At 67.2% G+C, this 15,323-nt stretch carries 13 protein-coding genes; 5 read left to right on the top strand and 8 right to left on the bottom strand.

What is annotated here, in order from left to right:
* Positions 1-27: 27 nt before the first annotated feature.
* Genes H9Q09_RS15295 through H9Q09_RS15270 form a run of 6 tightly spaced genes read right to left on the bottom strand, consistent with a single transcriptional unit; the run spans position 28 to position 6,529 of the window.
* Positions 28-900 (bottom strand): hydroxymethylglutaryl-CoA lyase, encoded by an 873-nt coding sequence (locus H9Q09_RS15295; protein ID WP_187391741.1) that lies wholly within the window; start codon positions 898-900, stop codon positions 28-30.
* The gene (locus H9Q09_RS15290; protein WP_187391740.1) at positions 897-1,559 is read right to left on the bottom strand and encodes a glutathione S-transferase family protein; all 663 of its coding nucleotides are present in this window, start codon (positions 1,557-1,559) and stop codon (positions 897-899) included. The genes H9Q09_RS15295 and H9Q09_RS15290 overlap by 4 nt, the downstream gene beginning before the upstream one ends.
* Positions 1,556-3,574, bottom strand: a complete 2,019-nt coding sequence (locus tag H9Q09_RS15285) for an acetyl/propionyl/methylcrotonyl-CoA carboxylase subunit alpha (RefSeq protein WP_210315383.1) — start codon at positions 3,572-3,574, stop codon at positions 1,556-1,558. Before H9Q09_RS15285 ends, H9Q09_RS15290 begins: the two co-directional genes overlap by 4 nt.
* Positions 3,571-3,738 carry a hypothetical protein gene (locus H9Q09_RS15280; protein ID WP_187391739.1) on the bottom strand — a complete coding sequence of 56 codons (168 nt, stop codon included), beginning with the start codon at positions 3,736-3,738 and terminating at the stop codon, positions 3,571-3,573. The genes H9Q09_RS15285 and H9Q09_RS15280 overlap by 4 nt, the downstream gene beginning before the upstream one ends.
* 19 nt (positions 3,739-3,757) lie before the next feature.
* Positions 3,758-5,365, bottom strand: a complete 1,608-nt coding sequence (locus H9Q09_RS15275) for a carboxyl transferase domain-containing protein (protein ID WP_187391738.1) — start codon at positions 5,363-5,365, stop codon at positions 3,758-3,760.
* Entirely contained in the window at positions 5,366-6,529 is a 1,164-nt protein-coding gene (locus H9Q09_RS15270) for an isovaleryl-CoA dehydrogenase (protein ID WP_024351119.1), read from the bottom strand.
* A gap of 432 nt (positions 6,530-6,961) precedes the next feature.
* Here H9Q09_RS15270 and H9Q09_RS15265 point away from each other — a divergent pair, with 432 nt between their 5' ends.
* The 5 genes from H9Q09_RS15265 (at position 6,962) to H9Q09_RS15245 (ending at position 12,292) form a co-directional block, all read left to right on the top strand.
* The gene (locus tag H9Q09_RS15265; RefSeq protein WP_187391737.1) at positions 6,962-8,320 is read left to right on the top strand and encodes a substrate-binding protein; all 1,359 of its coding nucleotides are present in this window, start codon (positions 6,962-6,964) and stop codon (positions 8,318-8,320) included.
* Positions 8,321-8,508: 188 nt separating this feature from the next.
* The gene (locus H9Q09_RS15260) at positions 8,509-9,522 is read left to right on the top strand and encodes a branched-chain amino acid ABC transporter permease (protein ID WP_187391736.1); all 1,014 of its coding nucleotides are present in this window, start codon (positions 8,509-8,511) and stop codon (positions 9,520-9,522) included.
* Between the two features lie 144 nt (positions 9,523-9,666).
* Positions 9,667-10,752: a branched-chain amino acid ABC transporter permease gene (locus H9Q09_RS15255; RefSeq protein ID WP_246716171.1), complete on the top strand. Its 1,086-nt coding sequence runs from the start codon at positions 9,667-9,669 to the stop codon at positions 10,750-10,752.
* 11 nt (positions 10,753-10,763) lie between these two features.
* Positions 10,764-11,519 (top strand): ABC transporter ATP-binding protein, encoded by a 756-nt coding sequence (locus H9Q09_RS15250; protein WP_024351115.1) that lies wholly within the window; start codon positions 10,764-10,766, stop codon positions 11,517-11,519.
* Positions 11,516-12,292 (top strand): ABC transporter ATP-binding protein, encoded by a 777-nt coding sequence (locus H9Q09_RS15245; protein ID WP_009209845.1) that lies wholly within the window; start codon positions 11,516-11,518, stop codon positions 12,290-12,292. Before H9Q09_RS15250 ends, H9Q09_RS15245 begins: the two co-directional genes overlap by 4 nt.
* 83 nt (positions 12,293-12,375) lie before the next feature.
* Here H9Q09_RS15245 and H9Q09_RS15240 read toward each other — a convergent pair whose 3' ends face one another.
* Both H9Q09_RS15240 and H9Q09_RS15235 read right to left on the bottom strand, forming a co-directional pair.
* Positions 12,376-13,758 carry an aspartate aminotransferase family protein gene (locus tag H9Q09_RS15240; RefSeq protein WP_187391735.1) on the bottom strand — a complete coding sequence of 461 codons (1,383 nt, stop codon included), beginning with the start codon at positions 13,756-13,758 and terminating at the stop codon, positions 12,376-12,378.
* Between the two features lie 61 nt (positions 13,759-13,819).
* A complete protein-coding gene (locus H9Q09_RS15235; protein ID WP_187391734.1) occupies positions 13,820-15,307 on the bottom strand; it encodes an NAD-dependent succinate-semialdehyde dehydrogenase in 1,488 nt (495 codons plus the stop codon).
* Between the last annotated feature and the right edge of the window lie 16 nt (positions 15,308-15,323).

The following is a 15,323-nucleotide window of genomic DNA, read 5'->3' as shown; positions in this document are numbered from 1 at the left end:
CTCCCCGGCCTGCCGGCCGTCATGCGATCAGGCGTCCGCGGGATCGGCCGGTCGCAGCGTGCGCGCGAAGGCGGCGGCCTCTGCCAGCGCAGTGGCATCCAGCCCCGTTTCGAAGCCGCGCTCCCGCAGCAGCGCGTCGACCTTCAGCGTGTCGACATTGCCCTTGGCGCCGGGCGCATAGGGGCAGCCGCCCAGCCCGCCGACGGCGGCGTCGAAGGTCCGCAGGCCGAATTCCAGGCTGGCGGTGATGTTGTCGAGCGCGCGGTTGGTGGTGTCGTGGTAATGGCCAGCGAGCCGCTCCGCCGGCGCAACGTCCAGCACCGCCGTCAGCATCGCGGCGATGGTCTCGGGCGTGCCATGGCCGATCGTGTCGCCGAGCGAGACCTCGTAGCAGCCCATGGCGAGGAGCGCCTCGGTGACGGAAGCCACCGCGCAGGGTGCAACCGGTCCCTCATAGGGGCAGTCGGTGACGCAGGAGACATAGCCGCGCACCGGCACGCCTGCGGCCTTCGCCGCCTCCGCCACCGGGCGGAACCGCTCGAGGCTCTCGGCGATCGAACAATTGATGTTCTTCCGGCTGAAGCTCTCCGAGGCTGCCCCGAAGATCGCCACTTCGTCGGCTTTCGCCGCAAGCGCCGCCTCGAAGCCGCGCAGGTTGGGAGTGAGCGCCGTATAGACGATGCCCGGCTGCCGGGCGATGCCGGCCAGCACGCTTGCTGCATCGGCCAGTTGCGGCACCCATTTCGGCGAAACGAAGCTGGTGACCTCGATCTTGGCGAAGCCGCAGGCGGACAGGAGATCGACGAGCCGGATCTTGTCGTCCGTGGCGATCAGGCGCTTTTCGTTCTGCAGCCCGTCGCGCGGGCTCATCTCGAAAAGGGTGATGTCGGGCGCTGTCATGACGGCTCGATATAGCGTTCGCGCGTATAGATGCGATAGGCAGCATCCGGGGCTGGCAGCGCGGCACGGAAGGCCGGCCGTTCAGCCAGACGCGCGTAATAGGCCGCGACCTGCGGAAACGCGGCGAGGTCGGTGAACAGCCGCGCGATGTGGATGCTGTAGCCGACCCCGACATCCACCGCCGAGAAGCCCGAGGACAGCAGGTGGTCGCGGCCCTCCAGCCGGTCCTCGACGACGCCGAGCGCCTTTTCCAGACGCCGCGTCTCCAGTTTCACAAGGGTCGGCGACTGCAGCGCCGGATCGGTGATGACCAGGATCTGCTGGGTCAGGCTCGCCACATGCACCGAGACCGTCTCGGCATAATGCAGCCATTGCAGCCATTCGGCCCGCTCCGGCGTGCCAGGCGCCCGCCAGAGGCCGGAATCGCGTCCATAGGTCTCACAGAGATATTCGGCGATGGCGCCGCTCTCGAACAAAGTCACCGGCCCGTCGACCAGCGCCGGTACCCGGCCCAGCGGATGGACCGCAAGATAGGCGGGATCGCGCAACTCGCGGCCAAAGGGATGGACGATCACGTCCACGTCCAGCCCCAGCTCTTGGATCAGCCAGAGCGAGCGCATCGAGCGCGCCTCGTGGCAATGGTGGAGGGTGAGGGTCATCCGGCCTCCGGCTCCAGCGCCAGAAGCAGCGCGCCATCCTCGACCTGATCGCCCTCGGCCACCAGCAGCTCGGCGACCGTGCCGTCGCGCGGGCTTTTCAGCGTGTGCTCCATCTTCATGGCCTCGAGCACGATCAGCGCCTCGCCCTTCGTCACAATGGCGCCGGCCTTCACGGCGACCAGCTTGACCAGACCGGGCATCGGCGCGGCGACGCGGTCTCCCCCGGCGCCCTCGTCGGCATGGGCAATGGCGCTGTAATCGGCGAAACGATGCGCCGCCCCGTCGAGGAAGACGGTCAATGCGTCGGGCTCACGGGCAATTGCGGCGCCGAAGACGCGGCCATCGGCCTCGACGCGGATCGTGTCGCCGCTGGGAGACTCGGCCAGCGCCAGTTCCAATGTCTCCCCCTCGGCTGCGACCGAGAAGCGGCCACTGCCGAGATCGGAGACGATCAGGTCGTGGCGGGTGTTCCCCTCGCCTTCGAAGCGCGCGGCCTGCCGGGCAACGCCCCAGGCGCGAAAGCCGCGCAAGCGTGCCCAGGGATCGGCGTCCCGATCGCCCGACCCTTCGCCGGCTGCCGGGACATGGCCGAGCTGCGCCAGGGCGGCAATTGCCGCGGCTTCGGCGGAGCGGGCTTCAGGCGCGGTCAGCGCCTCCTGGTCGCGGCCGATCAGGCCGGTATCGACGTCGCCGGCCGCGAAATCCGCATGGCGTGCCAGCCGCGACAGGAAGGCGACGTTGGTCACCGACCCGGCAATGCGTGTCTCGGCCAGCGCGGCGCGCAACAGCCCCAGCGCACTCGCGCGGTCGGGCCCGTGGACGATCAGCTTGGCAATCATCGGGTCGTAATGCGGGGTGATCCGGTCGCCTTCCCGCACCCCGGTGTCGATGCGGGCGCCTGCCGCCGGAAACCGAAGCTGGGTCAGCGTGCCGGTCGCCGGCAGGAAGCCGCGCGCCGCATCCTCGGCATAGATCCGCGCCTCGAAGGCGTGGCCGTCGATCGCCAGATCGGACTGGGCGAAGGGCAGCGGCTCGCCGGAGGCGACGCGCAATTGCAGCTCGACCAGATCCAGCCCGGTGATCGCCTCGGTGACCGGATGCTCGACCTGCAGGCGGGTGTTCATTTCCATGAACCAGAACCGGTCGGGCCGCAGCCCGTCGGAGGCGTCGACGATGAACTCGATCGTGCCGGCGCCGGCATAGCCGATGGCCTTGGCCGCGGTGACCGCCGCCTCGCCCATGGCCGCGCGCATATCGTCCGGCATGCCCGGTGCCGGCGCTTCCTCGATCACCTTCTGGTGGCGCCGCTGCAGGGAACAGTCGCGCTCGAAGAGGTGCACGGCGTTGCCATGGCTGTCGCCGAAGACCTGGATCTCGATATGCCGCGGCTTCTCGACATATTTCTCGATCAGGCAGTGGGGATCGCCGAAGGACGCCTGCCCTTCCCGCATTGCGCCCTCCAGCGCGGTGCGGAACTCCGCCGGATCGTCGACCCGGCGCATGCCCTTGCCGCCGCCGCCGGCCCGCGCCTTGATCAGCACCGGATAGCCGATCCGGTCGGCCTCGCCGGCCAGAAACTCCGGGTCCTGCGCGTCGCCGTGATAGCCGGGCACCACCGGCACGCCGGCCTCGTGCATCAACCGTTTGGCGGCATCCTTCAGCCCCATCGCCCGAATAGCGGACGCCGACGGGCCGACGAAGATCAGCCCCGCCGCCGTGACGGCATCGACGAAATCCGGGTTCTCGGACAGGAAACCATAGCCCGGATGAATGGCCTCGGCGCCGGTACGGCGGGCGGCTTCGATGATCCGGTCGCCGCGCAGATAGCTGTCGGCCACCGCCGCGGGTCCGATCCGCACCGCCTCGTCGGCCATGGCGACATGCATGGCATCGCGATCGGCGTCGGAGAACACGGCAACGGTCCGGACGCCGAGCCGCTTCGCCGTGCGGGTCACCCGGCAGGCGATCTCGCCGCGATTGGCGATGAGGAGAGATCGGATTGGTGCAGGCATCATGCGATCTCCGGCAGATTGGACCAGCTATTCTTGAGTGCGCGCGGTGCGGCGGCAGCCAAGTTCGTGCCGAATGCCATATTCACAGGGCGAAGATTCCGCCCGGCACCCACACCGAGGCTTTCGAGCATCGTCTCGTCGAGCTGCAGACTGACCGGGTGTTTCATCGTCGCCTCCGATGTCAGATCACATCCGGAACAGGCCGAACCGCGTCTCCGGGATCGGCACGTTCAGCGAGGCCGAGAGCGACAGGGCCAGTATCTCGCGGGTCTTGGCCGGATTGACGATGCCGTCGTCCCACAGGCGCGCAGAGGCGTAGAGCGAATGGCTCTGGCGCTCGAACATCTCGATGGTCGGGCGCTTGAACTCGGCTTCGTCCTCGGCCGACCATCCGCCACCGTGCCGTTCGATGCCGTCGCGCTTGACCGTCGCCAGCACGCCGGCCGCCTGCTCGCCGCCCATCACGGCGATGCGGCTGTTCGGCCAGGTCCACAGGAAACGTGGGCTGTAGGCCCGGCCGCACATGCCGTAATTGCCTGCGCCGTAGGAGCCGCCGATCAGCATGGTCACCTTGGGCACCGAGGTGGTGGCGACGGCGGTGACCAGCTTGGCGCCGTGCTTGGCGATGCCGCCGGCCTCATAGGCCCGGCCGACCATGAAGCCGGTGATGTTCTGCAGAAAGACCAGCGGGATCTTGCGCTGCGAGCAGAGCTCGACGAAATGCGCGCCCTTCACGGCGCTCTCGGCGAACAGCACGCCGTTGTTCGCGACGATACCGACCGGGATGCCGCAGACATGGGCAAAGCCGCAGACCAGCGTCGGCCCGTAGCGCGCCTTGAACTCGTCGAAGCGCGAGCCGTCGACGATGCGGGCGATGGCCTCGCGCACGTCGTAGGGCGTCTTCGGGTCGGCCGGCACGATGCCGAGCAGTTCCTCCGGATCGTAGGCCGGCGCCTCGGGCGCCTGCAGTTCCACCGTGAACGGTTTCGGCCGGTTCAGATTGGCGACGGCCCGGCGAGCCAGTTCCAGCGCGTGGAGATCGTCATTGGCGAGATGGTCGGCAACGCCGGACAGCCGCGTATGGACGTCCCCGCCGCCCAGATCCTCGGCCGAGACCACCTCGCCCGTGGCCGCCTTCACCAGCGGCGGGCCGGCGAGGAAGATCGTGCCCTGGTTGCGCACGATGATGGTCTCGTCGCTCATCGCCGGCACATAGGCGCCGCCGGCGGTGCAGGAGCCCATGACGACGGCGATCTGGGGGATGCTCTTCGCCGACATCTGCGCCTGGTTGTAGAAGATGCGGCCGAAATGATCGCGGTCCGGGAAGACCTCGTCCTGGTTCGGCAGGTTGGCGCCGCCGGAATCGACCAGATAGACGCAGGGCAGGCCGTTCTGCTCGGCGATCTCCTGGGCCCGCAGATGCTTCTTCACCGTCGTGGGAAAGTAGGTCCCGCCCTTCACCGTGGCGTCGTTGGCGAGCACCATCACCTCGCGGCCCGCCACCCGGCCGATGCCGGCGATCATGCCGGCGGCCGGCACCGCGCCTTCGTAAAGCCCGTGGGCGGCGAACAGACCGACCTCCAGAAACGGCGAGCCGGGATCGAGCAGGCCCTCCACCCGGTCGCGCGGCAGCAGCTTGCCGCGTGACAGATGCCGCTCGCGGGCCCTGTCGCCGCCGCCCGCCATGGCGGCTTCGGCGGCCGCCTCGACTGCCTGCATCTGCCGGGCCATGGCGTCGCGATTGGCCGCGAAGGCGTCCGAGCGCGGCGAGATGGACGAGGTGAGGACCGCCACCTACGCGGTCTCCCGGAACAGCTCGCGGCCGATCAGCATGCGGCGGATTTCCGAGGTGCCGGCGCCGATCTCGTAGAGCTTGGCATCGCGCAGCAGCCGGCCGGTCGGATAGTCGTTGATATAGCCGTTGCCGCCCAGCGCCTGGATCGCCTCCAGCGCCATCTGGGTCGCCTTCTCGGCGGCATAGAGGATGCAACCCGCCGCATCCTTGCGGCTGGTCTCGCCGCGATCGCAGGCCGCCGCCACGGCGTAGACATAGGCCCGGCAGGCATTCATCGTGACATACATGTCGGCGAGCTTGCCCTGCATCAGCTGGAACTCGCCGATCGGCTGGCCGAACTGCTCGCGCTCGTGGACATAGGGCACGACGACGTCGAGACAGGCGGCCATGATGCCGAGGGGCCCGGCCGAGAGCACCACCCGTTCGTAGTCGAGGCCGCTCATCAGCACCTTGGCGCCGCCGCCCTCCTCGCCGAGGATATTCTCGTAGGGCACCTCGCAATCCTGGAACACCAGCTCGCAGGTGTTGGAGCCGCGCATGCCGAGCTTGTCGAGCTTCTGGGCGGTCGAGAAGCCGGCCATGTCCTTCTCGATCAGGAAGGCCGTGATGCCGCGCGGGCCGGCATCCGGATCGGTCTTGGCGTAGACGATCAGGGTCGAGGCGTCGGGACCGTTGGTGATCCACATCTTGGTGCCGTTGAGGACGAAGCGGTCGTTGCGCTTGTCGGCCCGCAGTTTCATGCCGACGACGTCCGAGCCGGCGCCGGATTCCGACATGGCGAGCGATCCGACATGCTCGCCCGAGACGAGCTTCGGCAGGTATTTCGCCTTCTGCTCGGCGGTCCCGTTGCGCCGGATCTGGTTGACGCAGAGATTGGAATGGGCGCCATAGGACAGGCCCACCGAGGCCGAGGCGCGCGAGATCTCCTCGATTGCGACGCAATGGGCGAGATAGCCCATGGCCGAGCCGCCATATTCCTCCTCCACCGTGACGCCGAGGAGCCCGAGGGCGCCGAGCTCCTTCCAGAGCTCGTTCGGGAATTCGTTGGTCCGGTCGATCTCCGACGCGCGGGGGGCGATCCGTTCCTGCGCGAAGCGGCGCACCATGTCGCGCAGCGCGTCGATCTCCTCGCCAAGCGCGAAATTCATGCTCTTGTCGAACATCGTCCTGTTCCTCCCTGACCCCGACCGTCCGCAGGACGGGCGTTCGGGATCGACCGCGAATCGTGCCGGTCTCATCCCGGCTGCCGGCGTTGGCGGCGAAGGTCTCCCCTCCCCGTGCGAAGGTCAACTCGCCAGCCGGTCGCAGCGCCCGCCATGGTCATCCGGCAAGCCCGGCCCGACACCGGCTCGCGCCCCGCCAGCAACCGGCCAGTCATGGCGCAGATTGATATTGCTGCATTGCAATATTGCACTGCATTATCGCGCGGAGGGACAATATAGGACAGACGTCGAAGCCGGTTCATCCGAAAGTACTATAGTCGAAAACCGCGGACTCGTGGACGATGCGCGTCATCCGGCGGGATCTGGGGCGGGCGATCGATATGTCGTGCTGTCTGCCGCTACGGCCGGAATGGGATAATCGGGAGGTGACCAATGGCATTTTACAAGGACGGATGGAGCCGTCGTCGACTGCTGACGACCGGCGCCGGCATCACGGCGGGTCTCGCCATGCCGCATGTCTTCACGCGTGGAGCCTGGGCGCAGGATCAGGCATTCTGCAACAACCCGTCCGGTGGCACCGTGACGCTCGGCTTCAACGTGCCGCAGTCTGGTCCGTATGCCGATGAAGGCGCCGACGAGCTGCGCGCCTTCCAGCTGGCGGTCAAGCACCTGAACGGCGAAGGCGACGGCGGCATGCTGTCGACGATGCAGCCGTCCAACCTCAAGGGCAACGGCATCCTGGGCAAGAAGGTCGCCTTCGTGACCGGCGACACCCAGACCAAGTCCGACGCGGCCCGCGCCTCGGCCAAGCGCATGATCGAGGCCGACAAGGCGATCATGATCTCCGGCGGTTCGTCCTCGGGCGTCGCCGTGGCGGTGCAGTCGCTGTGCCAGGACATGGGCGTGATGTTCATGGCCGGCCTGACCCACTCCAACGACACCACCGGCAAGGACAAGCGGCGCTACGGCTTCCGCCACTTCTTCAACGCCTACATGTCCGGCCAGGCGCTCGGCCCGATCCTGGCCGAGGAATACGGCAAGGATCGCCGCGCCTACCATCTGACCGCCGACTACACCTGGGGCTGGACCCAGGAAGAGTCGATCAAGAACGCCACCGAAGGGCTCGGCTGGGAGACGGTGGAGGCCGTTCGCACCCCGCTCGGCGCCGGCGACTTCTCGCAGTATCTGACGCCGGTCCTGAATTCGGGCGCCGACGTCCTGATCCTGAACCATTACGGCGGCGACATGGTCAATTCGCTGCGCCAGGCCGTCACCCAGTTCGACATGCGCTCCAAGCAGGTCAACGGCAAGGACTTCCAGATCGTCGTGCCGCTGTTCTCCGAGCTGATGGCACAGGGTGCGGGCGAAGCCGTGAAGGGCATCCTGGGCACCGCCAACTGGGACTGGAAGCTCGACAACGCCGCCACCAAGGCGTTCTCTAAGTCCTTCGGCGAGGAATATGGCAGCCCGCCGTCGCAGGCCGCCCACACCTGCTACGTCCAGACGCTGCTCTACGCCAACGCCGCCGAGACCGCCGGCACCTTCTATCCGCCGGAGCTGATCAAGGCGCTGGAAGGCTTCGAGTTCGATGGCATGGGCAATGGCCCGACGCTCTACCGCGCCGAGGACCACCAGTGCTTCAAGGACGTGCTGGTCGTGCGCGGCAAGCAGGAGCCGACCAACCAGTTCGACCTGATGGAGATCGTCAAGGTCGTGCCGCGCGACGACGTGACCTACGACGCGTCGATCTTCGGCGGCGAACTCGGTCCCTACGACGCCAAGGAATGCTGATCGCATCCTGATCCGATCAGGTCGCCGGCAGACATGCCGGCGACCGTCCAGCATCGCAGACATCAAGACGACAGGCGCCGGCCCAGCGGGCGACGGCGACACGAGGCAATCGAACTGCCGCTCGCCAGGGCCGCGCGTATCGACCCCGACAATTCAAAGCGGCAATGCCAGGAGCGACCAAGGGGCACATGGACGCCATCATTCTTCAGATCCTCAACGGTCTCGACAAGGGCGGGGCCTATGCGCTCATCGCCCTCGGCCTGACCCTGATCTTCGGTACGCTCGGGGTGGTCAATTTCGCCCACGGCGCCCTCTTCATGCTCGGCGCCTTCTGCGCCGTCGCCTTCTCCATGGTCCTGTCGATCTCCGAGCGCGTGCGCGACGAGAGCGTGACCTTCTTCGAGGCCTACAAGGAAGTCCCCTATCTGGAGATCTGGTTCGGTGAGACCGGCCGCACGATCCTCGACTGGTCGGTTCCCTTGTCGATCCTCGTCGCGATCCCCTTCATGCTGCTCGTCGGCCTGGCGATGGAGCGCGGCCTGATCCGCTTCTTCTACAAGCGCAGCCATGCCGAGCAGATCCTCGTGACCTTCGGCCTCGCCATCGTCCTGCAGGAGATCGTCAAGCACTATTTCGGCGCCAATCCGATCCCGATGACCGCTCCCCCGGCCTTCGCCGGCAGCGCGGATATCGGCCAGTGGTTCGGCATTCCCGGCCTCAGCTATCCGATGTGGCGCATCGTCTACTTCCTGTTCTCGCTGGCCATCATCGGCGCGGTCTTCGCCTTCCTGCAGCTCACCACCTTCGGCATGGTGGTGCGGGCCGGCATGGCGGACCGCGAGACGGTGGGCCTGCTCGGCATCAATATCGGCCGCAAGTTCTCGATCGTCTTCGGCCTTGCCGCCGTCGTCGCCGGGCTGGCGGGCGTCATGTACACGCCGATCCTATCACCCAACTACCATCTGGGCATGGACTTCCTGGTGCTGTCCTTCGTGGTCGTCGTCGTCGGCGGCATGGGGTCGCTGGGCGGCGCCGTGGTCGCAGGCTTCCTGCTCGGCATCCTGCAGTCCTTCTCCTCGATGACCGAGATCAAGGCGATCCTGCCGGGCATCGACCAGATCATCATCTACCTTGTTGCCGTCGTCGTCCTGCTGGTCCGCCCGCGTGGACTGATGGGCCGCAAGGGCGTCATGGAGGCCTGATCGATGAACAGCGCCATCACCTCGACCGACCTCGGCGGCACGCCGCACGAGACCACCCGCAAGACCCGCGACACGCGGCCGTTCTTCGCGACCACGATGGGCGACTACGCCTTCACCGCGATCTTCGCGGCGGCCGTCCTGACCATGCCGATCTGGCTGACGCCGATCGGCGCGGGCTATCCGGACATCCTGCAGAAATTCGCGATCTTCGGGATCTTCGCGATCGGCTTCAACATCCTGTTCGGCTTCTCCGGCTATCTGTCCTTCGGCCATGCGGCGTTCCTGGGCACCGGATCCTACGCCGCGGTCTGGATGTTCAAGCTCCTGTCGATGAACGCGATCTTCGCGATCCCCTTCGCGATCATCGTCGCCGGGCTCCTGGCGCTGGTCATCGGCTTCGTCTGCCTGCGCCGCGCCGGCATCTACTTCTCGATCCTGACGCTCGCCTTCGCGCAGATGTCCTACAATCTCGCCTATTCGGTGCTGACGCCGATCACCAACGGCGAGACCGGACTGCAGATATCCCGCTCAGATCCGCGGCTGATCGACCGGGCGCTGGGCGAAGTCGGCGCGGGCCTGCCCAAGCCGAACTTCTTCGGCATCGAGCTGCAGGGCTATCCGGGCTTCTATTTCTGCGCGATCCTGCTGGTCCTCGGCTTCTTCCTGGCGCTCAGGATCCGCAACTCGACCTTCGGCATGATGCTGTTCGCCATCAAGTCGAACCAGAACCGCATGGGCTATACCGGCTTTGCCGCCCGCCCCTATCTTCTCACCGCCTTCGTCATCTCGGGCATGTATGCCGGCCTCGCCGGCGGCCTCCTGGCGGTCACCGATCCCCTCGCCGGCGCCGACCGGATGCAGTGGACGGCGTCGGGCGAGGTCGTGCTGATGACCATTCTCGGCGGCGTCGGCACGCTGCTCGGTCCGGTGATCGGCGCGGCCGTGATGAAGTATCTCGAGCAGATCTTCTCGTCCTTCAATGACGGCTTCCTCTATCGCAGCTTCGACTTCCTGCCCGGCTGGGCACAGAACCTGGCGGTCGAGATCACCAGCCCCTTCGTCGGCGAAGGCTGGCACCTGACGCTCGGCCTCCTGTTCATGGTCATCGTCATCTTCCTGCCGGGCGGGATCATGGAGGGGCTGCGCCGCATCGGCGCCCTGTTCCACAAGCCCAAACCGGCTGACGGGACCACCGGCGACACCGCCGCTGCCCGCGCGAACCACGAATAGAAAGAGCCGGCATGGACATTCTCACCATCAACGGCGTCAGCAAGCGCTTCGGCGGCCTGAAAGCCCTCGACGACGTCAATCTCAGGGTCAAGGAAGGCACGGTCCACGCGATCATCGGGCCGAACGGCGCCGGCAAGTCGACCCTGCTCAACACGCTGGTCGGGCGGATCGTGCCGGACGAAGGCACCGTCGAGTTCAACGGCGCACCGCTGCTCGGGCACAATCCGTACGAGATCAACCAGGCCGGCATCGCGCGGGTGTTCCAGACGCCGGAGACCTTCGCCGAGCTGACGGTCATGGAAAACGTCATGATCCCGGCTTTCGCCCGCAAGGACGGCGCCTTCAAGATCAATCTCTGGGGACGCGCCAACGACCGGCGTGTCGTGCTGGAAGAGGCCGAGGAGATCCTCGAGGACCTCAACCTGGCCGCCCAGCGCCACCAGCGGGTCGATTCCATGTCGCGTGGCGACAAGCGGCGGCTGGAGCTGGCGATGTGCCTCGTCCAGCGGCCGAAGCTGCTGCTGCTCGACGAGCCGACCGCCGGCATGTCGCGGGCCGACACCAACAATACGGTCGATCTCCTCAAGGCGATCGCCAAGCGCGGTATCACCAAGGTGATCATCGAGCACGACATGCATGTCGTGTTCTCGCTGGCCTCGACCGTCAGCGTGATGGCGCAGGGCACGGTGATCGCCGAAGGCACGCCGGAGGCGATCAAGGCCGATCCGCGCGTGCAGGAAGCCTATCTGGGGGGAGCCCATCTATGAGCGACACGATCGACGCCGTCCGGCCGCATGGTCGCAGCGCCCGGGCCGAGACCGTCCGGTCCGAGGGCCAGCCTTTCTTCGCCGCCCGCGACCTGCATGCCTATTACGGCGAGAGCTACATCGTCCAGGGCGTCTCCTTCGAGGTGCGGGAAGGCGAGATCGTCGCCCTGCTCGGCCGCAACGGTGCCGGCAAGACCTCGACGCTGCGCACCATCGCGCGGGCCGGTTCGCCGGAGCTGAAGCATGGCGAAATCTGGCTCGACGGCCAGCCGCTCCACACCATGCAGGGCTACGAAGCGGCCCGGCTCGGCGTGCAGCTGGTGCCCGAGGACCGGCGGATCATCGCCGGCCTGACGGTGGAGGAGAATCTCAAGCTCGCGCAGATCGAGCCGCCCATCGGCTGGTCGCTGGAGCGGATCTACGAGCACTTTCCCCGGCTGGCCGAGCGCCGCACCCAGGAAGGCATCACCATGTCCGGCGGCGAGCAGCAGATGCTGGCCGTCGCCCGGGCACTGGCCCGGGATGTGAAGCTGCTGCTGCTGGACGAGCCCTATGAGGGGCTGGCGCCGGTCATCGTGCAGGAAATCGAGCGCATCCTGGAAGAGATCAAGCAGATCGGCATCACCACGATCCTGGTCGAGCAGAACGCCATCGCCGCGCTGCATCTGGCCGACCGCGCGATCATCCTGGAGATGGGCGAGATCGTCTTCGACGGTACCGCGCAGCAGATCATCGACGACAAGGAAATGCGGCTGCAATATCTCGCCGTCTGACCCGTCGCCTCAAGCCGACAACGAAAAGCGCCCGGCGGCAACGCCGGGCGCTTTCGGTTTTTGGGCAACGGGCGCCGATGGGGTCAGGTGAGCTTGGCCGTCACCGCCTCGACCGCGTCGGCGGTGCGCGCGACGATCGTGTCGGCTTCCTCCCGGGTCAGGACGAAGGGCGGCGCGAAGCCGAGAATGTCGCCTTCCGGCATGGCCCGGCCGATGACGCCGCGCTCCAGCAGCGCCGCCGCGATCTGCGGTCCGACCTTCAGCGACGGATCGAAGAACTTGCGGTCGTCCTTGTCCTCGACGAACTCCACCGCGGCCATCAGGCCGTCGCCGCGCACCTCGCCGACATGGGCGTGGCCTGCCAGCGCGTCGGCGAGGCCCTTGCGGAAATGCGCGCCCACGGAGCCGGCATTCTCGACGAGGTCGAGCTTGTCGATCAGTTCGAGATTGGCGACGCCGGCGGCCGCACAGAGCGGATGCGCCGAATAGGTCCAGCCATGGCCGATCGGGCCCATCTCGTCGGAGCCCCGCACGAGAACCTCCCAGACCTTGTCGGAGATGATGCTGCCCGACAGCGGCGCATAGGCCGAGGTCAGTCCCTTGGCGATGGTGATGATGTCCGGCTTGATGCCGTAATGCTCGGAGCCGAACATCGTGCCGAGACGCCCGAAGCCGGTGACCACCTCGTCGGCGACCAGGAGGATGTCGTATTTTGCCAGCACCGCCTGGATCTTCTCCCAGTAGCCGGCCGGCGGCGGGACAATGCCGCCGGTGCCCAGGATCGGCTCGCCGATGAAGGCGGCGACGGTGTCCGGCCCCTCGGCGAGGATCATCTCCTCCAGCTTGTCGGCGCAATGCTGCGAGAACTGCTCCTCGCTCATCGAGCGGTCTTCGCGGCGGAAATAATACGGCGCCTCGGTGTGCAGGATCGGCGCGCGCGGCAGGTCGAAAGCGTTGTGGAACAGCTTCAGGCCGGTGAGCGAGCCGGTCATCACGCCCGAGCCGTGATAGCCGCGCCAGCGCGAGATGATCTTCTTCTTTTCGGGTCGGCCGAGAATGTTGTTGTAGTACCAGATCAGCTTGATGTTGGTCTCGTTGGCGTCCGATCCCGACAGGCCGAAATAGACCCGGCTCATGTGGTCCGGCGCCCGGTCGATGATCATCTTGGCAAGCTGGATCGACGCCTCGGAGCCGTGACCGACATAGGCGTGGTAATAGGGCAGCTTGTGCGCCTGCGCCGCGATCGCGTCGGCGATCTCGGTCTGGCCGTAGCCGACATTGACGCAATAGAGCCCGGCAAAGGCGTCGAGGCTTTCACGGCCATTGGTGTCGACGATGGTCGCGCCCTTGCCGCCGGCGATCACCCTGGTCGGCGTCTCACCGCGGGCATGGCTGCCCATATGGGTCGACGGGTGGAAGAAATGATCGCGGTCGAAGGCGGCGAGTTCGTTGTTCCGGTCGAGCATTATCTGCTCCTTTCCTGACTGTATGCGTCGTGACTGAATGCGGTTCTGTCGAAAGCGGCGGTCAGCCGATGTCCTGACAGACATATTTGAGGTCGGTGAAGGCTTCGAGGCCGTGGCGGGCCCCCTCCCGGCCGATGCCCGACTGCTTGACGCCGCCAAAGGGGATCGGCGCGCCGGTGATCTTGACCCGGTTGACGGCGACCATGCCGTATTCGAGCGCCGCGGTCATGCGGGCGATCCGCGCGGCGTCACGCGTCACCAGGTAAGCGACGAGGCCGTATTCAGTGTCGTTGGCGCGGGCCAGAACCTCGTCCTCCGCGTCGAAGGGGGTGACGGCGGCAACGGGGCCGAAGGTCTCCTCGTGCATGATCAGCGCATCTTCCGGCACGTCGGCCAGCAGCGTCGGCCGGTAGAACAGCGGCCCGGCCGAATCGCGGCCACCGCCAGCGAGGCAGCGGGCGCCGCGGCCGACCGCGTCGTGCACCTGCGCCTCGACCTTGGCGATGGCGCGGGCGTGCATCAGCGGGCCGATCTCCGTGCTGGCATCGAGGCCTGGCCCGACAGCCAGCGCCTCGATCCGCGCCTTGAAGGCGGCGAGGAACGGCTCGTAGATCGACCGCTCGACATAGATGCGGTTGGCCGCCAGGCAGTCCTGCCCGGAGGTGGCGAACTTGGCGTCCATGGCGATGTCGACGGCCCGGTCGAGATCGCTGTCGGCGAAGATCATCAGCGGCGCGTGGCCGCCGAGCTCCATGATCAGCCGCTTGACCGTCGGCGCGGCCTGCGCCGCGATCAGCCGTCCGATCTCGGTCGAGCCGGTGAAGCTCATGGCCCGCACGCGGCGGTCCTCGCAGAGGCGGCCGACGATCGTCGCGGCATTGCCGGTGACGACGTTGAAGACGCCGGCCGGCATGCCGGCGCGTTCGGCCAGCGCCGCCAGCGCCAGAGCGGAGAACGGGGTTTCCGACGAGGGATGGACCACTGTCGTGCAGCCGGCGGCCAGCGCCGCGGCCGCCTTGCGGGTCAGCATGGCGGCCGGGAAGTTCCACGGCGTCACCAGACCGACGACGCCCAGCGGCACGCGGGAGAGCGTCATCTGGGCGTTCGGCAGATGGCTGGTGAGCCCCTCGACCGCGATACGTCGCGCCTCCTCGGCATAATAGTCGACGAAGGACGCGGCATAGTCGATCTCGCCCCGGGATTCGGCCAGGGGCTTGCCCTGCTCGAGCGTCATCAGGAGCGCCAGATCCTCGCGCGACGCCAGGATCAGGTCATGCCAGCGCTTGAGGATCCGCGCCCGCTCCTGCGGCAGCAGGGCGCGCCAGGCCGGCAGCGCGGCTTCGGCCGCGTCGATCGCCCGGCCGGTGTCATCGCCGGTCAGAGCGGGGATGAACCCGAGGGTCTCGCCGGTGGCCGGATCGGTGACGGCGACGGTCGTTTCGCTGGTGATCCAGCGCCCGCCCAGAAAAGCCGCCTGGACGAACAGCGTCGCGTCGTCCAGCGCGGCCAGAGGGTGAAGGGTGTCGAGATGGCGTATCGCTGCAGACATGGCGCTCTCCTGTTCC

This window comes from Aurantimonas sp. DM33-3 (assembly GCF_014334315.1).
GTDB lineage: Bacteria > Pseudomonadota > Alphaproteobacteria > Rhizobiales > Rhizobiaceae > Aurantimonas > Aurantimonas coralicida.
This window is presented reverse-complemented; position numbering and strand designations above follow the sequence as displayed.